General features: G+C 46.3%; 19 protein-coding genes and 5 tRNA genes. 21 read left to right on the top strand and 3 right to left on the bottom strand.

Going from position 1 to position 19,436, the window contains the following annotated elements; genetic code table 11:
* Positions 1-16: 16 nt before the first annotated feature.
* The gene (locus ACMXYW_RS15660; protein ID WP_415886149.1) at positions 17-670 is read right to left on the bottom strand and encodes an HAD family hydrolase; all 654 of its coding nucleotides are present in this window, start codon (positions 668-670) and stop codon (positions 17-19) included.
* Positions 671-806: 136 nt separating this feature from the next.
* On the opposite strand from ACMXYW_RS15660, the gene ACMXYW_RS15655 reads away from it, so the two are divergent.
* Both ACMXYW_RS15655 and ptsP read left to right on the top strand, forming a co-directional pair.
* Positions 807-1,298: an RNA pyrophosphohydrolase gene (locus ACMXYW_RS15655; protein ID WP_415882757.1), complete on the top strand. Its 492-nt coding sequence runs from the start codon at positions 807-809 to the stop codon at positions 1,296-1,298.
* Positions 1,299-1,313: 15 nt separating this feature from the next.
* Positions 1,314-3,587, top strand: coding sequence for a phosphoenolpyruvate--protein phosphotransferase (ptsP, locus tag ACMXYW_RS15650; RefSeq protein ID WP_415904636.1), 2,274 nt, complete (start codon positions 1,314-1,316; stop codon positions 3,585-3,587).
* Positions 3,588-3,605: 18 nt separating this feature from the next.
* On the opposite strand, the gene ACMXYW_RS15645 is transcribed toward ptsP, so the two are convergent.
* On the bottom strand, positions 3,606-4,376 hold the full coding sequence (locus tag ACMXYW_RS15645) for an NRDE family protein (RefSeq protein ID WP_415899447.1): 771 nt from the start codon (positions 4,374-4,376) through the stop codon (positions 3,606-3,608).
* 84 nt (positions 4,377-4,460) lie between these two features.
* Between ACMXYW_RS15645 and ACMXYW_RS15640 the strand changes: the two genes are divergently transcribed.
* Positions 4,461-5,261 (top strand): sulfite exporter TauE/SafE family protein, encoded by an 801-nt coding sequence (locus ACMXYW_RS15640; RefSeq protein WP_415899446.1) that lies wholly within the window; start codon positions 4,461-4,463, stop codon positions 5,259-5,261.
* Between the two features lie 10 nt (positions 5,262-5,271).
* Positions 5,272-6,048, top strand: a complete 777-nt coding sequence (gene lgt / locus ACMXYW_RS15635) for a prolipoprotein diacylglyceryl transferase (protein ID WP_415904635.1) — start codon at positions 5,272-5,274, stop codon at positions 6,046-6,048.
* A 48-nt stretch (positions 6,049-6,096) separates the two neighbouring features.
* On the opposite strand, the gene ACMXYW_RS15630 is transcribed toward lgt, so the two are convergent.
* A complete protein-coding gene (locus tag ACMXYW_RS15630; protein ID WP_415904634.1) occupies positions 6,097-6,948 on the bottom strand; it encodes a thymidylate synthase in 852 nt (283 codons plus the stop codon).
* A 122-nt stretch (positions 6,949-7,070) separates the two neighbouring features.
* Here ACMXYW_RS15630 and folA point away from each other — a divergent pair, with 122 nt between their 5' ends.
* From folA to rpoB, 17 genes are all read left to right on the top strand, one after another.
* Positions 7,071-7,574, top strand: coding sequence for a type 3 dihydrofolate reductase (folA, locus tag ACMXYW_RS15625; RefSeq protein WP_415882751.1), 504 nt, complete (start codon positions 7,071-7,073; stop codon positions 7,572-7,574).
* 15 nt (positions 7,575-7,589) lie between these two features.
* Positions 7,590-8,564 (top strand): bifunctional biotin--[acetyl-CoA-carboxylase] ligase/biotin operon repressor BirA, encoded by a 975-nt coding sequence (gene birA / locus ACMXYW_RS15620; RefSeq protein ID WP_415904633.1) that lies wholly within the window; start codon positions 7,590-7,592, stop codon positions 8,562-8,564.
* Positions 8,561-9,274: a type III pantothenate kinase gene (locus tag ACMXYW_RS15615; RefSeq protein ID WP_415904632.1), complete on the top strand. Its 714-nt coding sequence runs from the start codon at positions 8,561-8,563 to the stop codon at positions 9,272-9,274. The genes birA and ACMXYW_RS15615 overlap by 4 nt, the downstream gene beginning before the upstream one ends.
* 2 nt (positions 9,275-9,276) lie before the next feature.
* A complete protein-coding gene (locus ACMXYW_RS15610) occupies positions 9,277-9,930 on the top strand; it encodes a hypothetical protein (RefSeq protein ID WP_415904631.1) in 654 nt (217 codons plus the stop codon).
* Between the two features lie 34 nt (positions 9,931-9,964).
* A tRNA-Thr gene (locus tag ACMXYW_RS15605) sits at positions 9,965-10,040 on the top strand.
* A gap of 31 nt (positions 10,041-10,071) precedes the next feature.
* Positions 10,072-10,155 (top strand) — tRNA-Tyr (locus ACMXYW_RS15600).
* Between the two features lie 11 nt (positions 10,156-10,166).
* Positions 10,167-10,241: transfer RNA gene (locus tag ACMXYW_RS15595), tRNA-Gly, on the top strand.
* Positions 10,242-10,252: 11 nt separating this feature from the next.
* Positions 10,253-10,327: transfer RNA gene (locus ACMXYW_RS15590), tRNA-Thr, on the top strand.
* An 88-nt stretch (positions 10,328-10,415) separates the two neighbouring features.
* The gene (gene tuf / locus ACMXYW_RS15585) at positions 10,416-11,639 is read left to right on the top strand and encodes an elongation factor Tu (RefSeq protein ID WP_415904627.1); all 1,224 of its coding nucleotides are present in this window, start codon (positions 10,416-10,418) and stop codon (positions 11,637-11,639) included.
* A 65-nt stretch (positions 11,640-11,704) separates the two neighbouring features.
* Positions 11,705-11,780: transfer RNA gene (locus ACMXYW_RS15580), tRNA-Trp, on the top strand.
* A gap of 61 nt (positions 11,781-11,841) precedes the next feature.
* Positions 11,842-12,210, top strand: coding sequence for a preprotein translocase subunit SecE (gene secE / locus ACMXYW_RS15575; RefSeq protein ID WP_415904630.1), 369 nt, complete (start codon positions 11,842-11,844; stop codon positions 12,208-12,210).
* 13 nt (positions 12,211-12,223) lie between these two features.
* Positions 12,224-12,757, top strand: coding sequence for a transcription termination/antitermination protein NusG (gene nusG / locus ACMXYW_RS15570; protein WP_415882746.1), 534 nt, complete (start codon positions 12,224-12,226; stop codon positions 12,755-12,757).
* A gap of 101 nt (positions 12,758-12,858) precedes the next feature.
* Positions 12,859-13,293 (top strand): 50S ribosomal protein L11, encoded by a 435-nt coding sequence (gene rplK / locus ACMXYW_RS15565; RefSeq protein ID WP_297305736.1) that lies wholly within the window; start codon positions 12,859-12,861, stop codon positions 13,291-13,293.
* Positions 13,293-13,988, top strand: a complete 696-nt coding sequence (gene rplA / locus ACMXYW_RS15560) for a 50S ribosomal protein L1 (RefSeq protein ID WP_415882745.1) — start codon at positions 13,293-13,295, stop codon at positions 13,986-13,988. The genes rplK and rplA overlap by 1 nt, the downstream gene beginning before the upstream one ends.
* A 214-nt stretch (positions 13,989-14,202) precedes the next feature.
* Positions 14,203-14,694 carry a 50S ribosomal protein L10 gene (rplJ, locus tag ACMXYW_RS15555; protein WP_415882744.1) on the top strand — a complete coding sequence of 164 codons (492 nt, stop codon included), beginning with the start codon at positions 14,203-14,205 and terminating at the stop codon, positions 14,692-14,694.
* 70 nt (positions 14,695-14,764) lie between these two features.
* A complete protein-coding gene (rplL, locus tag ACMXYW_RS15550) occupies positions 14,765-15,136 on the top strand; it encodes a 50S ribosomal protein L7/L12 (protein WP_007021372.1) in 372 nt (123 codons plus the stop codon).
* 168 nt (positions 15,137-15,304) lie between these two features.
* Positions 15,305-19,405 carry a DNA-directed RNA polymerase subunit beta gene (gene rpoB / locus ACMXYW_RS15545; RefSeq protein WP_415904629.1) on the top strand — a complete coding sequence of 1,367 codons (4,101 nt, stop codon included), beginning with the start codon at positions 15,305-15,307 and terminating at the stop codon, positions 19,403-19,405.
* The last annotated feature ends 31 nt before the right edge of the window (positions 19,406-19,436 follow it).

Raw genomic sequence — 19,436 nt, 5'->3', positions numbered from 1 at the left:
TGATGTTTACGCCTTATCAACGTAGATCAAGCACAGGCCAAAGGTTGGCGTTGGCATGATCTTCCAGCGTTTCATCTGGGTTTACTGCGACAGGATGAGTTACTTTCTCCAGCAACGGTAAGTCATTGTGGGAATCGCTATAGAAATAGCTACCTTCTAAGTTAAAGTCATTGTGCTTTAACCACTCATTTAGGCGCGTTACTTTGCCATCTTGGAAACAAGGTATGCCCGCAACTTTACCGGTATATTCCCCGTCGATTTCTTCAGGGTCGGTTGCAATAATATCGTCTACACCCAGTTTGTCTGCGATAGGGCCTGTTACAAAGCGGTTAGTCGCTGTGATAATAAGCAAGTAATCACCTTGTTCGCGGTGGTTCTGCAGAAGCTCAGCCGCTTTAGGTAACATAATCGGAATAATTTTAGATTCCATAAACTCTAAATGCAGTTTATCTAGCTCTGCACGTTGCATCTGCGCCAAAGGCTTTAGAGCAAAGGCAAGGAATTCAAAAATATCTAATCCGCCATTTTTATATTGCTCGTAAAAGTAGTCGTTTGCGCGACTATACTCATCGCTATCTACAATCCCTTTTTCGCACAAAAATTCGCCCCATGCGTGATCACTGTCACCGGCAAGAAGAGTATTGTCCAGATCAAAAATTGCTAAGCTCAAAAGAGGTTCCTCAACGAATAAGATAGTGTCGCAAGGATAGGGAGGATACGCGTTGAATGCAATTGTCTGAAAAGGGATTTGCTGAGTATCAAAGAATTATGGAACAATAGCTGAAAAATAATTAGGAATAACTAAAGTGATTGATTCAGATGGGTTCAGGCCGAATGTCGGTATCATTCTGGCTAACTCGCTGGGTCAGGTCCTTTGGGCAAGACGAATTGGCCAAGATGCTTGGCAGTTTCCGCAGGGGGGGATCAATGAGGATGAAACCCCTGAAGAAGCAATGTATCGCGAATTAAGAGAAGAGATTGGACTTGCTGCAGAAGATGTAGAAATTGTTGCAGTAACCCGAGGTTGGTTGAGATACCGATTGCCCAAACGAATGATCCGGCGCAATTCGCATCCGGTATGTGTTGGCCAGAAGCAAAAATGGTTTTTGCTACGGATGTTGAGCGCAGATAGTGCGGTAAAAATTGATCACACTGAATCGCCAGAGTTTGATGGTTGGCGTTGGGTGAGCTATTGGTATCCGCTAGGACAGGTTGTGTCATTTAAACGAGAGGTGTATCGCAAGGCAATGCGAGAATTATCACCTAAACTATCGAGATTTAATGCCATAAATACCTAGAAGGAGAGACACTGAATGCTGGATGTGTTGAAGAAGATTGTACAGGAAGTCAGTATCGCGCCAGATTTGGACTCGGTACTGAATCTGATTGTGCGTCGCATCCAGCGTGCTATGTCCACAGAGGTTTGCTCTGTTTATCTATTTGATCCCGAGGATCAATGTTATGTCTTGATGGCGACTGAGGGTCTTAATCAAGAAGCGGTGGGTAGCGTTCGTTTATCGGCCGAAGAAGGCTTGGTGGGTATGGTGGTAGATCGTGCCGAACCAATCAACCTTGAAAATGCCTCCGAGCATCCCGCCTACAAATATGTTGAGTCCACCGGTGAAGAACGTTTTAACTCTTTCCTTGGTGTGCCGATTATCCATCACCGCGGTGTATTGGGTGTCTTAGTTGTTCAGCAAAAAGCGCAGCGTCGTTTTGATGAGAGTGAAGAAGCTTTTCTCGTGACCTTATCTGCCCAGCTAGCTGGGGCTATTGCTCATGCTGAAGCTACCGGTTCTTTAGGTGCGATGGGTGAAGAGCCTAGCAGCGAGGTTGTTAACTTACGCTTTGAAGGTGTACCGGGTTCTGCGGGTGTAGCTATTGGTTCAGCCACGGTTGTTGCACCGCCGGCGGATCTAAACTCAGTTCCAGATAAAGTTGCCAAAGACGTTGAACAGGAAATTGCTAACTTCGAAGCAGCATTAAAACTCGTTCGCCGAGATATCAAAGTTGTTGGCCGCAGTTTAGCCCAACGTTTGCGTTCAGAAGAGCAAGCGCTATTTGATGTTTATCTGCGGATGTTGGATGACAACGCTCTGGCTGGCGAAGTTGTGGCGAGAATTCGCCAAGGTAACTGGGCACAAGGGGCGCTGCGTGAAGTTGTCATGGAGCATGTGCGTCAGTTCTCCATGATGGATGATCCCTATCTGCGCGAACGTGCGACGGATATCAAAGATTTAGGTCGTCGAGTGCTCGCCTATCTGCAAGAAGATGCGCCTGCAGTGCTCGAATTTACCGATGAAACTATTCTGGTCGCTGATGAGTTAACGCCGGCGATGCTTGGTGAAGTGCCGAGCGAGAAGTTGGTCGGTTTAGTTTCTGTGCATGGCTCTAGTAACTCCCATGCTGCGATTCTTGCTCGTTCCATGGGTATTCCGACCATTATGGGCGCGGTTGATCTGCCTCTAACGCGTATTGATGGTCGAGAGCTGATTTTGGATGGTTACTCCGGCCGAATCTACGTACAGCCGGGAGAGGATCTTCTAACGGCATACAGAGATATCTTGCGTGGTGAGCAGGAACAAGCAGCCGAACTTGAAGCGATTAAGGATCTTCCAGCGGAAACGACAGATGGTTTCCGAATGCCGTTATGGGTAAATACAGGTTTGATCGCCGATGTAGCGCGTTCACTTGATCGCGGTGCAGAAGGTATTGGGCTGTATCGAACCGAAGTGCCTTTCATGATCCGAGAGTTCTTCCCGAGTGAGCAAGACCAAGCGCAGACTTATCGCAAGCAGCTTGAAGCATTCCATCCTCGTCCTGTGACAATGCGCACCTTGGATATCGGTGGAGATAAGTCACTACCTTACTTCCCAATTGAAGAGGAAAACCCATTCTTGGGATGGCGTGGTATCCGAGTGACGCTGGATCATCCTGAAATCTTCCTAGTGCAAGTACGCGCCATGCTTAAAGCGGGTGAAGGCTACGGTAATCTACGTATCATGTTGCCGATGGTGACCAGCGTCGGCGAAGTAGAAGAAGCAAGTCGTCAGATCGATCGTGCAGTTAAAGAGCTGCAAGATGAAGGGCATGATATAGAGCGTCCATTGGTGGGTGTGATGGTTGAGGTGCCGGCAGCTGTTTATCAGGTACGCCGATTTGCCCGTCGTGTCGATTTTATCTCGGTAGGTTCCAACGACCTCACTCAGTATCTGCTTGCCGTAGACCGAAATAACCCTCGTGTTGCTGATCTGTATGTTAGCTACCATCCCGCTGTTCTGAGAGCGCTTGTTTTCATTGCACGAGAGGCGCATAAAGAAAACGTTACAGTGTCTATCTGTGGTGAATTGGCGTCTGAGCCAGGTGGTGCTTTGTTGTTGATGGCAATGGGTTATGACGTGCTATCAATGAACGCAACCAACTTGCCTAAAGTGAAAGCCGCGATTCGCCAAGTGAGTAAGGAAGATGCGGGTCAACTTCTGAAAGATGTGATGGCGATGGATGATGCTGATCGCATTCAGAAATTCATCAATGAGCGCCTAACTGAATTGGGTATAGCGCTTCCAAAACAGCCGGTTGTTGTTTAGTCGATTTTTTTGAGATCACTACCCTAAGGCTGGCAAGGTAAGTTGATACTCACTTCTTTCTAATGGCCCATTATAGTCGTACCCTTGTTCGATAACTGTTGTACGGCCATCGAGTCCTTGTAGTAGAAGTGTTATAGCCCGAGTGCCGTACGTCTCTGACCGAATAAAACTAGAAGAGAGCAACCTTTCCCATTCAAAAGGTACGCCGGTGTCTGGCAGGATTTCGTCTGCGGCGCGTTGATCGTTAAGCATAATCTCAAATAAAACCTGCTCAGAAATAATCTCATTTTCGATTGTGTCTGATAGTGCCTGTTTTACTTGGGTAAGCTTTGGCCAAGGTGTGTCTAGAAGCGCATTACTCATTCCGTATACACCGGGTTGTAATTGCTGCGTTTGACCTCCGCGGTTAGAACAGTAGTACAGACCTGTTTTGTCCCCTGTAAGCAGATTAAAATCGCCGTATTGTGATTTTTCTTTCTCCAATTGCGCTAAATAGCTTTTCGCATCAGTAGAACCCGTTAAGAAATTGGCTGTAAGCTCACCGCGAGATTTTTTCGATTTGGTCATATTGTTGCCATCACGAAAATTGGTAACGGCTGAGAACTTTCCTTCCTTGTTGATGCCCAACCAAGTGCCCATCTGTTCTAGGTCTCTTCCGGCAAGCACATGAGACTGATCTGGCCAAAAATGCATTGTTTGGCTTGCTCTTTGATAAAATTCGTCGCGATTGGCGAGTAAAATCAGGGAGTATTTAGGGTGGGTCTTATACGCGAATGTTATTAAGCACATAGGTAATAGGCCATTAATTGGGTAATATAGCGATCGTTTTTAGTGTAAGTGCAAATCGCACAAAGGCAGAGTAAAGGATAAAAGATGCTGATCACAATTCTTACCTACTTAATTCTAGGCGCAGCAGCAGGGGTTGTTGCAGGCTTATTTGGTATTGGTGGTGGTCTGTTGATCGTGCCGGTATTGGTCTTTTGCTTTGAATTACAGGGGATGGCGCCTAGTGTGCTAACCCATGCAGCGGTTGCTACCTCTTTAGCGACCATAGTAGTGACTTCGATCAGCTCTACGATGGCACATAACAGCAAAGGTGCAGTCCGCTGGGATATTTTTAAGCCTTTAACGGCCGGTATTCTGTTGGGTGCATTTCTCGGCGTTAAAACTGCGGGACAAATGACCGGTGAATGGCTGCAAATTGCGTTGGGTAGCTTTGCTATTTTGGTTTCGATCCAGATGGCGTTGAACCTAAAGCCTGATGCGGGTGAAAAATCGGCGAGTACCAAATCTTTTGTTATCTCAGGTGGTGTGATTGGTTGGCTCTCCAGTATTTTTGGTATTGGTGGTGGAACCCTGACCGTGCCTTATCTCACTTGGGGGCGAGTTCAGATGCAGCAAGCTGTTGCTACATCGGCTGCCTGTGGCCTTCCGATAGCAGTAATGGCGGCGCTAACCAATGTTTGGGAAGGTTGGGGTAATGCTGATATGCCTGATTGGAGTGCAGGTTACGTCTACCTACCTGCATTTGCGGGTATTGTTTTGACCAGTTCTTATTTTGCTAAGTTTGGTGCTAAATGGGCGCACAGCTTGCCGGGACCAGTTTTAAAACGGATTTTTGCAGTCTTTTTATTCTGTGTAGGACTGCGTTTCTTAATCAGTAACCTAGTTTAGGAGTAGCGCTGTGTGGGTTCATGATATCAACCCGATTGCATTAGACCTCGGGCCATTGCAGATTTATTGGTATGGCTTAATGTACTTGATCGGGTTTGCCGCAGCTTGGTGGTTAGGCGTAAGACGAGCGCGTTTGCCGGGTTCTGGCTGGACTGAAGAGCAGATATCCGATCTGATCTTCTGGGGCGCTATGGGCGTGGTATTGGGTGGTCGAATGGGGTATGTCCTGTTCTATCACCTTGATAGATTCCTGCAAGATCCGCTGTGGCTGTTTGCTGTGTGGGAAGGGGGAATGTCTTTTCACGGAGGTTTGCTCGGTGTTATCGCAGCCATGTATCTGTTTGGCCGTAAACACGGTAAATCCTTATTTACCATGACGGACTTTGTCGCTCCTTTGGTGCCGATCGGTTTAGGTGCTGGCCGCATAGGTAACTTTATTGGTGGAGAGCTGTGGGGGCGTGTTACCGATGGTCCATGGGGTGTGGTATTTCCTCGCGGTGGGGATCTACCTCGTCATCCTTCTCAGTTGTATGAATTTGCACTAGAAGGGCTCGTGCTATTCGTAGTGCTTTGGTGGTTCTCATCTAAACCAAGACCAAAAATGGCGGTTTCTGGTCTATTCCTTCTGCTCTATGGTTTGTTCCGATCTTTAGTGGAATTTGTACGTGAACCAGATGCGCATCTTCAGTTTATCGCTTTTGAGTGGCTAACCATGGGTCAGTTGCTTTCTTTGCCGATGATACTGTTGGGGATGTTCTTGGTTGGACTTGCTTACAAGCGTGGATGAAATTGAGCATAAAAAAAGGCCAAATAGGCCTCTTTTTTATTGTCTGATTTAAACTGAGAACGGGTACTGAATTGGATCGTGGTGCTGATAACCTTCAACTTCAAAGTCATCGACGGTTACCCATGTTTCCAAATCTTCCAGCGTTTTGATATCTGGATTGATCTTAAAGCTCGGTAACGGTAACGGCTCACGTTTAAGCTGCACATCGCGCATTAGCTCAACTTGGTCTTCATATATATGGGCGTTTACGATCTTGTGATATGCCTTACCCGGTTTATGACCGGTGATCTGTGCTACGATCGCTAGCAAGAAGTACACCTGCACCATATTAAATGTCAGACCTAATGGCACATCGCAGCTTCGCTGAGTGCTGTTTAGGTAAAGTGTATCGCCTAACAGTGAGAAGTGATGGCTATACATGCATGGTCGTAAACAGCCCATGTGGAATGCGCCAGGGTGATAGAAGGTGTAGATTTCGCCTCGGTCATCAATACCGTTTGACAGGTTATCCACAATTTTGCGCAATAGGTCGATACTGCCGCCATCGGGTTTTGGGAAGTTTCTGCCTACTTTGCCGTAGATGAAACCGCAATCATCTTCACCTTTGCGATATGGATTGGCTAGCCACTCAGCATTATCGTTAGCATTGGCATCCCATGTTTTGGTGCCAATCTTGCGAAAATCTGCTGCGTTATCATAACCGCGGAGATAGCCTAACATCTCTGCAATCGCTGATTTGTAAAAGCACTTACGCGTAGTCACCATAGGGAACTGCCCTTGGCCGACGTCATAAGTTAAATCAGCATTAATGACGGTAAGGCAGCGTTTGCCTGTGCGTTTGTTTTCTACCCAAACGCCTTCATCGATAATTCTTTGGCACAGATCTAGGTATTGTCTCATTGGTTTGTGCTTAACCCTGTGTTTAAATTCAGTGAGATTATGTTACCGAATGTTAAGTATTTTTGGTAAGAATATAAAATGATGCTTAATATCTTAGCGATATAAGTCGATTAGGAGTTTCGATGAACTTAGCAATTATTGTTGCACAAGCTAAAAATCGAGTGATTGGCGTTAACAATAAGCTGCCATGGCACTTACCTGAAGATCTACGTTACTTTAAACAGGTAACTATGGGAAAGCCGATTATCATGGGGCGAAATACCTATGAGTCTATAGGTCGTCCACTACCTGGGCGAACCAATATCGTCATCTCTAGGCAGGAATCTTATGCGCCTCAAGGTGTCAAAGTTGTTTCTAGCCTAGAAGCGGCTATTGATATGGCTGAAAGTGTAGCAATGATCGATGGCGCATCCGAGGCAATGGTCATTGGCGGCGGTCAGATTTATGCGCAAGCGTTAGAGAAGGCTGATCGTTTATATCTGACAGAGGTTGATGCAGAAATAGAAGGGGATGCTTGGTTCCCTGAGTTTGCGCGAGAAAATTGGAAAGAAGTGGGTAGAGAAGATTTCTCTGCAGAAGGACCTAACCCATACAACTATAGCTTTATTGTTTTAGACAAAATTTAAAGAAGGCAAAGTAGTATGACGCTCCGTTCGTTGTTGTCTATTCTAGCTGATGGCAAGTTTCACTCCGGTCGAGAATTGGGAGAGGAAATTGGGATCAGCCGTAGTGCGATCTGGAAACATATACGCCGTATCGAAGAAAGCGGTCTTGAGGTCTACAGTGTTAAAGGACGAGGTTATCGTGTCCCGGGCGGTGTAGAGCTACTGGATTATGAGCAGATTAAATCTGCTTTACGCCCAGAAGTAGCTGAGCTAATTAAATGTCCAGAGATTCCTTTAACCATTGCCTCTACTAATGAGATGGCTATGAAAGCGTCTCAGCAGGGTGATTGCCATGGACGTTTGTTTGTTGCTGAGCAGCAGACAGAAGGTCGCGGTCGACGAGGTCGCAGCTGGGTTAGTCCTTTTGCTCGCAATCTTTATTTTTCATTAGTATGGCGATTTGAACAGGGTGCAGTAGCACTTGAAGGTTTGAGTCTACTGATCGGCCTATCTCTTGTTAAAGCGTTGGAAGTGTTATCGGTTGATGGGGTTGAACTGAAATGGCCAAACGACCTACTTTACCAAGGCAAAAAACTCGCAGGGATTTTGATTGAGCTAAATGGAGAGGCGTCCGGTCAATGCCAAGTGATTATTGGTGTTGGTATGAATGTGAATATGCCAAAAGAACAGGCTGAAGATATCGATCAGCCTTGGACCGATCTTAAAACTATTGCTGGCACTGATGTAAGTCGTAATCGACTATTAGCCGAAGTTATCAATCAGCTGGTAATAAGGCTTGAAGAGTTTGAGCGCACGGGCTTTGCTGCATGGGTTGATGAATGGCAGTCCTATCATGCGATGCAGAATAAAGAGATCGCATTGCAGGTTGGTGAGAAGGTGGTAGAGGGTATTTGCAACGGTATTGATACCTCCGGCGCGCTTCTTCTGCAGACGCCGTCTGGCGAGCAAGCTTTTCATGGTGGAGAAGTGAGTGTGCAGCGAAACTTATGATTCTTGAAATAGATGCTGGTAATACGTTTATAAAGTGGCGAGTGCTCGAACAGAATGGTGTTCGAGGTAAGCTGTTAACGCGAGAATTGAGCGAATTATCGATTCCGGAGAGCTGGCTACAAAAATTTTCAAAAATCAGAGTGACGTCAGTTGCAGGTAAAGAAATAAACCTGCAACTGAAAGCAATCTTTCAAGCGCTAGAGCAAGTCGAGCCTATATTTGCTAAAACAACAGCGGAGCAAGCTGGATTAAAAAATAGTTATGTCGATCCGCAGCGGATGGGGGTTGATCGTTGGTTGGCTATGTTAGCGGCCTTTAAAAAAGCGGGTGGCGCTTGTTGTGTGGTCGATTGTGGAAGTGCGATTACAGTCGATCACGTTGATCATGAAGGCCAACATGTAGGTGGTCATATCATTCCGGGCCTCAGGTTGATGCAAAAAGGCCTATTAGAAAACACTTCTGAAATTCTTGTCGATCATTCACTTAAGTACTTTAATCCTGAGCTAGGTAAAGATACAAATTCAGCTGTATCTAACGGAATTGATTTTACGTTTGTTGCTTTGGCAGAAAAAATTGTAAAGGATCTGAATATTGAGCATAGCGCGCTCTATATAACAGGCGGTGATGGCGAGCTGTTCTACAAGATGGCAGGATGCGGGCAGCTCGAGCCTGATTTAGTCTTAGATGGTTTGGCTTGGGCATTGGCTTAGTTATGTTTCGCTGGTTGTTTCTCTTTCTCTTATTGGCCAATGCGGTATTGCTGTTTTGGCATTCCATCCAGCTTGGGCCAGAGACTAATAAAACCTCTGAGGCGCGCCAGCAGCTGAATACATTAAAGCTGGTTACTGAGATGGATCAGGATGCTCTTGAAAAACTAAAGGCTGAGAAGTCTAGCCAGCAAGAGTGTTTGTGGTTTGCTGGTTTTGAAACCGATGTGAAGGCAGCTGCCGTGACGCAATTTATTGTCGGCTTGGGCGGTCAGGCAGAATATAAAGCAATAGAAGTAGCTGTTGCTAGCTATGTGGTAGTGATTTCCTTGCCGGAAGATCTCAAGAAACGCTTGGCTTTAATGGATTATCTGGAAAATAAGGGGTTAAGTGAAGTTGGTGACGAGTTACTGGACTTTGAGTACAGCCTGGAAGGTTATAGTAATAAAGAATCGGCTGTAGAACAGGTAAAGGTACTATCTTCGTTAGCAATTGATAGTCGTGTAGAAAAGCGCGAATCTACTGGAACTCGCTATGTTGTTGTCATGGATGCCTCAGTTGATCGAAATTTATCCAGCAAAATCAAAGAAATAGTCAAAGAAAACTATTATTTTATAAAAATTGAAAAAAAGTTGTGTAAAGGGGTTGCAAAGCCCTGATTCGGTGGTAACATACGCGCCACTTCATTGAGACGCCGGTATAGCTCAGTTGGTAGAGCAACTGACTTGTAATCAGTAGGTCCCGAGTTCGACTCTTGGTGCCGGCACCATCTCATAGGTCAGTGAAGTTTTGAAATTGTTGGTGAGGTTCCCGAGTGGCCAAAGGGATCAGACTGTAAATCTGACGCGTAAGCTTCGGTGGTTCGAATCCACCCCTCACCACCATTCACAGTAAGGCGGGTATGGTATAGTGGCTATTACCTCAGCCTTCCAAGCTGAAGAGGCGGGTTCGATTCCCGCTACCCGCTCCAAGTGAGACTAAGCTCAAGTAGCTCAGGGGTAGAGCACACCCTTGGTAAGGGTGAGGTCGGCGGTTCAATTCCGCTCTTGAGCTCCAGAATTTATTTTTTTTAGGGTAGATATAGTAATATATCTGCCCTTTGTTATATTTGCGCTTTGTAAATTTAATTGTACTGGACAGACTGATGGCTAAAGAACAATTTGAACGCACGAAACCGCACGTAAACGTTGGTACAATCGGCCACGTTGACCACGGTAAAACAACGCTAACTGCTGCTCTAACACGTGTAGCTGCTGAAGTTTTCGGTGGTGAAGCGGTAGATTTCGCTAACATCGATAACGCTCCAGAAGAGCGTGAGCGTGGTATCACAATCGCGACTTCTCACGTAGAGTATGACACTCCAGAGCGTCACTACGCGCACGTTGACTGCCCAGGTCACGCTGACTACGTTAAGAACATGATCACTGGTGCTGCACAGATGGACGGCGCTATCCTAGTATGTGGTGCGACTGATGGTCCAATGCCACAGACTCGTGAGCACATCCTACTGTCTCGTCAGGTTGGTGTACCTTACATCGTAGTATTCCTAAACAAAGCAGACCTACTTGCAGAAGACTGTGGTGGTGCTGACTCTGAAGAATACGCTGAGATGCTAGAATTGGTTGAAATGGAGCTTCGTGAGCTTCTAGACCAGTACGAATTCCCAGGTGACGACACTCCAATCGTTCCAGGTTCTGCTCTAATGGCTCTAAACGGCCAGGACGACAACGAACTAGGTACTACTGCGGTTAAGACTCTTCTAGAAACTCTAGATTCTTACATCCCAGAGCCAGAGCGTGCAATCGACGGTGCATTCATCATGCCAATCGAGGACGTATTCTCTATCCAGGGTCGTGGTACTGTAGTAACTGGTCGTGTTGAGCGCGGTATCATCAAAGTTGGTGAAGAAGTTGAAATCGTAGGTATCAAAGAAACTACTTCAACTACTTGTACTGGTGTTGAAATGTTCCGTAAGCTTCTTGACGAAGGCCGTGCTGGTGAGAATGTTGGTGTTCTACTGCGTGGTACTAAGCGTGAAGAAGTTGAGCGTGGTCAAGTGCTAGCGGCTCCAGGTTCTATCACTCCTCACACTCGTTTCGAGGGTGAAGTATACGTACTATCCAAAGAAGAAGGCGGTCGTCACACTCCATTCTTCAAAGGTTACCGTCCACAGTTCTACTTCCGTACAACTGACATCACTGGTGCATGTGAGCTTCCAGAGGGTGTAGAAATGGTAATGCCTGGTGATAACGTTAAGATGGACGTTACACTAATCAACCCAGTAGCAATGGAAGAAGGTCTACGTTTCGCGATTCGTGAAGGTGGCCGTACTGTAGGTGCTGGCGTTGTATCTAAAATTGTTGAATAAAATCAACAATTAGGTATTGCCAACTGGTAGGGAGGCTTATACAATATGCCTCCCTATTATGCAGTAGGCCAGTGGCTCAATTGGCAGAGCAGCGGTCTCCAAAACCGCAGGTTGGGGGTTCGAGTCCCTCCTGGCCTGCCATCTCTTTTCTGAGATGGCATCAAGACACAAGCTATTTTAAAGTAATCCTGAGGCCCTAAGCGTGAATGCCAAAGTGAATTCCGAAGGTTCAAAGTTTGACGCCCTTAAGTGGGTCGCTGTAGTGGCAATTGTTGCTGCGGGCGTTGTAGGTAACTCTGTATACGCAGATCAGTCTTTGTTCTACCGTGTGGTTGCACTGCTTGTGTTAGCGTTGGTTGCAGGTTTTATCTCTCTGCAAACAGCAAAAGGGAAAGCGTTTTTTACTTTGTTTAAAGAAGCAAAGCAGGAAATTCGCAAAGTAGTATGGCCGACGCGTCAAGAAACAGCACAGACAACAGCGATTGTTGTGGTTGTGGTTCTGATTATGGGTTTGGCGCTATGGGGGCTTGACTCATTGTTGAGCTGGTTAGTATCTGGAGCAATAGGTTAAGAGGCTGATAGGCATGTCTAAGCGTTGGTATGTTGTTCATGCGTACTCCGGGTACGAAAAGCGTGTAATGAATACGCTGAAAGAACGAATTGAACTGCATTCTATGCAGGATCTTTTTGGTGAGGTGTTAGTGCCTACCGAAGAGGTTGTTGAGATCCGTGACGGTAAGAAACGTAAATCTGAGCGTAAGTTCTATCCAGGTTATGTGCTAGTGCACATGGATATGAATGATGAAAGCTGGCATTTGGTTAAGAATACGCCGCATGTTCTTGGATTTATCGGTGGTACTGCAGGTAATCCTGCACCGATCACAGAGGCAGAAGCTAACGAGATCCTAAGTCGAGTTGAGAGCGGTGTTGATAAGCCGCGTCCGAAGACTGTATTTGAACCGGGTGAGATGGTTCGAGTTATCGATGGGCCGTTTGCTGACTTTAACGGTGTGGTTGAAGAGATTAACTACGAGAAGAACAAGCTGCAGGTGGCAGTATTGATCTTCGGTCGATCTACACCGGTTGAATTGGATTTCGGTCAGGTCGAAAAAGCCTGATTTAGAGTTTTAAGGAATAACCTCAGCGAGAGCTGGGGTTTTTCTGTCTTGAGAAAATGGGGAGCTGTAAGGCGTTTGAACCCACTAGGAGTTAAATAAAAATGGCTAAGAAGATTGAAGCTTATATCAAGCTGCAAGTTCCTGCCGGCGGCGCTAACCCGTCACCACCAGTAGGTCCTGCACTAGGTCAGCATGGTGTTAACATCATGGAATTTTGTAAAGCGTTCAATGCTCAAACTCAGAGCATGGAAAACGGCTTGCCAGTTCCTGTTGTAATTACTGTTTATGCTGATCGTAGCTTTACTTTCATCACTAAAACACCTCCAGCAGCAGTTCTTCTGAAGAAAGCTGCAGGTCTTAAGAGCGGTTCTGGTCGTCCAAACACTGAGAAAGTGGGTAACGTTACTCGCGCTCAGATGGAAGAGATCGCAACTGTTAAAATGCCTGACCTAACTGCTGCAGATATGGATGCAGCTGTACGTACTATCGCAGGTACTGCGCGTAGCATGGGTCTGATTCCGGAGGGTGATGAGTAATGGCTAAGTTGACTAAGCGTCAGAAGCTAATCGCTGAGAAAGTTGAAGCGGGTAAAGCTTACTCTATTGAAGATGCAGTTTCTCTACTATCTGAGCTTTCTACTGTTAAGTTCAAAGAGACTGTTGATGTTGCTGTAAACCTTGGTGTTGATCCACGTAAATCTGATCAGGTTGTTCGTGGTTCTACTGTACTGCCAAACGGTACTGGTAACGATGTTCGTGTAGCTGTATTTGCTCAAGGCGAAAACGCTGAGAAAGCAAAAGCTGCAGGTGCTGATGTTGTTGGTTTCGAAGATCTAGCAGAGCAGATGAAAGGTGGCGATCTGGACTTTGGTGTTGTTATTGCAACTCCAGACGCAATGCGTGTTGTTGGTCAGCTTGGTCAGGTTCTAGGTCCACGTGGTCTAATGCCTAACCCTAAAGTTGGCACAGTAACTCCAGATGTTGTTACTGCTGTAAACAATGCTAAAGCTGGTCAGGTTCGTTTCCGTACTGACAAGAACGGCATCATCCACGCAGGTGTTGGTAAAGCTGACTTCGAAGCGGCTGCTATCAAGCAGAACATCGAAGCACTAGTTGCTGACCTTAAGAAGCTGAAGCCAGCTTCTGCTAAAGGCGTGTATCTTAAGAAAGTAACCCTGTCGACTACTATGGGTCCAGGTTTACTAGTTGATCAGGCTTCTCTAGAAGTTTAATCGACATGAAAGGTTTTTTGAGGGTCTTCTGTACCTGTTACACAGAGATGAAGGCCGTCAAAGACCGCAGGTGATAAGGGTTACCTTATCTTAATGGGCTAAACCAGCCTGCGCAGACGGTGAGATTCTGTATTTGAATCAAACCACCGTACTCGGAAAGCCTCATTAATGAGGCGGTTGGTAATAAGTCGAAAGACTACTCCAGGAGTAAATCGTGGCATTAGGACTCGAAGATAAAAAAGCGATCGTCGCTGAAGTCCAGGAAGCTGCATCTAGTGCTCTGTCTGCTGTTGTTGCGGATTCCCGCGGCGTTGAAGTAGGCGATATGACTGCACTGCGTAAAGAAGCTCGTGAAAACGGCGTATGGCTTAAAGTTGTACGTAACACACTTGCTAAGCGCGCAGTTGAAGGCACTGACTATGCATGCTTACAGGACACTTTCAAAGGTCCAAGTATCATTGCTTTCTCTCAGGAACACCCGGGCGCTGGCGCTCGTATCCTGAAGAACTTTGCGAAAGACAATGAGAACTTTGAACTGAAAGCAGCAGCATTCGAAGGTGAAGTTGTAGACGTGGCTATGCTAGCAAGCTTGCCAACTTACGACGAAGCCATTGCAAAGCTGATGGCTTGCATGAAAGAAGCTGCAGCCGGCAAACTATGCCGTACTATTGCAGCAGTTCGCGACCAGAAAGAAGAAGCTGCGTAAGTTTATACGCACCTTTATTTATACAAGTTTTAATGAGCCTTCGGGCTTACAAATATCAGGAATATAGAAAATGTCTCTGACTAACGAAGATATCCTAAACGCAATTGCTGAAATGTCTGTTAAAGACGTAGTTGCTCTTATCGAAGCAATGGAAGAAAAATTCGGTGTAACTGCAGCTGCTGCTGTAGCTGCTGGTCCTGCTGGCGATGCTGGTGCGGCTGCTGAAGAGAAAACTGAATTTGACGTTATCCTAACTGCTGCTGGCGATAAGAAAGTTAACGTAATCAAAGCAGTACGTGGCGCTACAGGTCTTGGCCTGAAAGAAGCTAAAGGCATCGTTGACGGCGCTCCAGCTGCTGTTAAAGAAGGCGTTAGCAAAGAAGAAGCTGAAGAACTTCAGAAAGCACTGGAAGAAGCTGGCGCTTCTGTTGAAGTTAAGTAATAACTTCATGCTAATCCGAACAGATTTCTGTTCGAAGTGCTGACGGCTGGTGGCTATATGCCACCGGCCTTTTTCCGTTATTTATAGACAGCAAATAAATAGCGGTAACACAGTCCGAAACGGGTTTTCGGCCTGCTTATAAATTGGTGCACTTGCTGGGGAACACTGATGGCTTATTCATACACTGAAAAGAAACGCATCCGTAAGGACTTCGGTAAATTGCCGCAAGTAATGGATGTGCCTTACTTGCTGGCAATTCAGCTTGACTCCTATAAAAAGTTTTTGCAGACAGGGGTTGAAGCAGCAGATCGTTTAGATGCTGGTCTGCATGCAGCATTTAACTCCGTCTTCCCGATCGTGTCCTATTCTGGAAATGCATCTCTAGAATATGTTGGCTACCGTCTGGGTGAGCCTGTATTTGACGTAAAAGAGTGTCAAATACGCGGTATTACATACGCAGCGCCTTTGCGTGTGAAAGTTCGTCTGGTTATTTATGACCGTGAATCCAGCAACAAAGCCGTAAAAGACATCAAGGAACAAGAAGTCTACATGGGCGAAATGCCTTTGATGACTGAAAACGGAACTTTCGTAGTTAACGGTACTGAGCGTGTAATCGTATCTCAGTTACACCGTTCACCAGGTGTGTTCTTCGATCACGATAAAGGTAAAACACACTCTTCTGGTAAGCTACTTTACTCTGCGCGAGTGATTCCTTACCGTGGTTCTTGGTTAGACTTTGAATTTGATCCAAAAGATAGCCTATTCGTACGTATTGACCGTCGTCGTAAGCTACCAGCAACTATCTTGTTGCGTGCTTTGGGTTACCAGGCTGAAGAGATTCTAGATATCTTCTTCGATAACACGTCTTGGAACCTAACAACTGATGCGATCAACATGCAGTTGGTTGCTGATCGTCTACGTGGTGAAACACTATCTTTTGAAGTGAAAGACCCTGAAGGTAATGTGATTGTTGAAGCGGGTCGTCGTATCACGCCTCGTCACATCCGTCAGATGGCAAAAGCCAACATGGAACAGCTAGAAGTACCATTGGAGTACTTAGCTGGTAAGGCAATTGCGAAAGATATCATTGATCCATCTACTGGTGAATTGATCTGTGGCTGTAACGCTGAGATTACAGAGGAACTGGTTGAACAGCTTCGTGCTGCAAATATCACTGAGTTCGAAACTCTGTACACGAATGACCTAGATTGCGGTCCATTCATCTCTGATACGCTACGTAACGATCCTACGCGTAACCAGTTAGAGGCATTGGTAGAAATCTACCGTATGATGCGTCCTGGTGAGCCACCAACAAAAGAATCTGCTGAAGCATTGTTCGAAAACCTTTTCTTCACTGAAGAGCGTTACGACCTTTCTGCTGTTGGTCGCATGAAGTTCAACCGCCGTCTAGGTCGCGAAGAAGTTACTGGTTCTGGCGTACTAGACAAAGAAGATATTCTTGAGGTTATGAAGACCTTGATTGATATCCGTAACGGTAAAGGCACCGTGGACGATATTGATCACTTGGGTAACCGTCGTATCCGTTCTGTTGGTGAAATGGCAGAAAACCAGTTCCGTGTAGGTCTGGTTCGTGTTGAGCGTGCTGTTCGTGAACGTCTAAGCATGGCGGAATCTGATAACCTGATGCCTCAGGATCTGATCAACGCTAAACCTGTTGCGGCTGCAATTAAAGAGTTCTTCGGTTCTTCTCAGCTGTCTCAGTTTATGGATCAGAACAACCCGCTTTCAGAAGTAACTCACAAGCGTCGTGTTTCTGCATTGGGCCCAGGTGGTCTAACGCGTGAGCGTGCGGGCTTCGAGGTACGTGACGTACACCCAACTCACTACGGTCGTGTATGTCCAATCGAAACGCCGGAAGGTCCAAACATCGGTTTGATCAACTCTTTGGCAACATTTGCACGTACTAACGACTATGGTTTCCTAGAGACTCCATACCGTCGTGTAGTAGATGGCAAAGTAACAGATGAGTTGGATTACCTATCTGCGATTGAAGAGAATACATTCGTAATCGCACAGGCGTCGGCAACAATGGATGACGAAGGTCGTCTATTGGATGAGCTTGTAACAGTTCGTCATCTAAACGAAACAACAGTAATGTCACCTGACAAAGTCCAGTACATGGACGTATCTCCACGTCAGGTTGTATCTGTTGCGGCATCTTTGATTCCATTCCTAGAGCACGATGATGCGAACCGTGCATTGATGGGATCGAACATGCAACGTCAGGCTGTACCAACACTGCGTGCTGATAAGCCGCTAGTAGGTACAGGTATCGAGCGTAACGTAGCTCAAGATTCCGGTGTATGTGTTGTGGCACGTCGCGGTGGTCTGATTGAGTCTGTAGATGCGAGCCGCATCGTTGTTCGTGTAAACGACGACGAAGTTACAGCGGGTGATGCAGGTGTAGATATCTACAACCTGACTAAATACACACGTTCCAACCAAAATACATGTATCAACCAGCGCTCTATCGTTAATCCTGGTGATACTGTAAAAGTTGGCGATGTTATGGCTGATGGTCCATCCGTTGATATGGGTGAGCTAGCACTTGGTCAGAACATGCGTATCGCCTTCATGCCTTGGAATGGTTACAACTTCGAGGACTCCATCCTAATCTCTGAGCGTGTAGTTCAGGAAGATCGTTTCACAACTATCCACATTCAGGAACTAACCTGTGTGGCGCGTGATACGAAATTGGGTTCTGAAGAGATTACATCAGATATTCCAAACGTTGGTGAGTCTGCATTAGCGAAGCTTGATGAAGCAGGTATTGTTCACATCGGTGCTGAAGTAGGCCCAGGTGACATCCTTGTAGGTAAAGTAACGCCTAAAGGTGAAAGCCAGCTAACGCCAGAAGAGAAGCTGCTACGTGCGATCTTCGGTGAGAAAGCATCTGACGTTAAAGATACATCTCTACGTGTTAAAACAGGTACTGTTGGTAAAGTAATCGACGTTCAAGTATTTACACGTGACGGCGTTCAGAAAGATGAGCGTGCGCTATCTATCGAGAAGGCAGAGCTTGACGCAATCCGTAAGGATCTAAACGAAGAGCTTCGCATCGTAGAGCAGGCAACGTTCGAACGTCTAGGTCGTGTACTTGTTGGCTTGAAAGCTGACGGTGGTGCAGGCCTGAAGAAAGGCGAAGAGATCACAGCTGACTTCCTAGCTGGATTGTCTAAATCTGATTGGTTCAACATTCGCGTTTCTGATGAAAATGCAGTTGAACAGCTAGAGCTAGCTCAGAAACAGCTTGAAGATCGTAAAGAATCCTTAGACAAGCGTTTCGAAGATAAGAAGAGCAAGCTACAGACAGGTGATGATCTTGCACCTGGCGTCCTTAAGATTGTTAAGGTTTACGTTGCTACTAAGCGTCGCGTACAGCCTGGTGACAAGATGGCGGGTCGTCACGGTAACAAGGGTGTTATCTCTGTAATCATGCCTGTAGAAGATATGCCATACGATGAGAACGGTGAGCCGGTAGATATCGTACTGAACCCACTGGGTGTACCGTCTCGTATGAACGTAGGTCAGATCCTAGAGACACACATGGGTATGGCTGCGAAAGGCTTAGGTCGTCGTATCAATGAGATGCTGGATCAGGAGCGTGAGCGTACTGAAACAGTAACTGAGATTCGTAGCTTCCTAGATCAGATCTATAATGCAGATCTGGGTGCTGGCATGAACAGCCGCACAGAAGATCTAGATAGTTTCTCTGATGATGAGATTCTAGAGCTAGCTAAGAACCTATGTGGTGGTGTGCCTCTAGCTACACCTGCCTTTGACGGTGCGAAAGAGGTTGAATTGAAATCTCTACTACGTCTTGCGGGTTTGAGCGACACTGGTCAGTCAACGTTGTTTGACGGCCGTACCGGCAACAAGTTTGACCGTCCTGTAACTGTTGGTTACATGTACATGCTGAAACTGAACCACTTGGTAGACGACAAAATGCACGCGCGTTCTACTGGTTCTTATAGTCTTGTTACGCAGCAGCCGCTGGGTGGTAAGGCGCAGTTCGGTGGTCAGCGTTTCGGTGAGATGGAGGTATGGGCACTAGAAGCATACGGTGCTGCTTATACTCTACAAGAGATGCTTACAGTTAAGTCCGATGACGTGAATGGTCGTACGAAGATGTATAAGAACATCGTCGACGGCGATCACCGTATGGAGCCGGGTATGCCGGAATCCTTCAACGTACTTATTAAAGAGATTCGTTCTCTGGGTATCGACATCGAGCTCGAATCCGAATAAGCACAAAACTGTATACCAGGCGGGGGTCGCC

Origin of the sequence: Neptuniibacter sp. QD48_55, assembly GCF_047778115.1 — a bacterium.
GTDB lineage: Bacteria > Pseudomonadota > Gammaproteobacteria > Pseudomonadales > Balneatricaceae > Neptuniibacter.
This window is presented reverse-complemented; position numbering and strand designations above follow the sequence as displayed.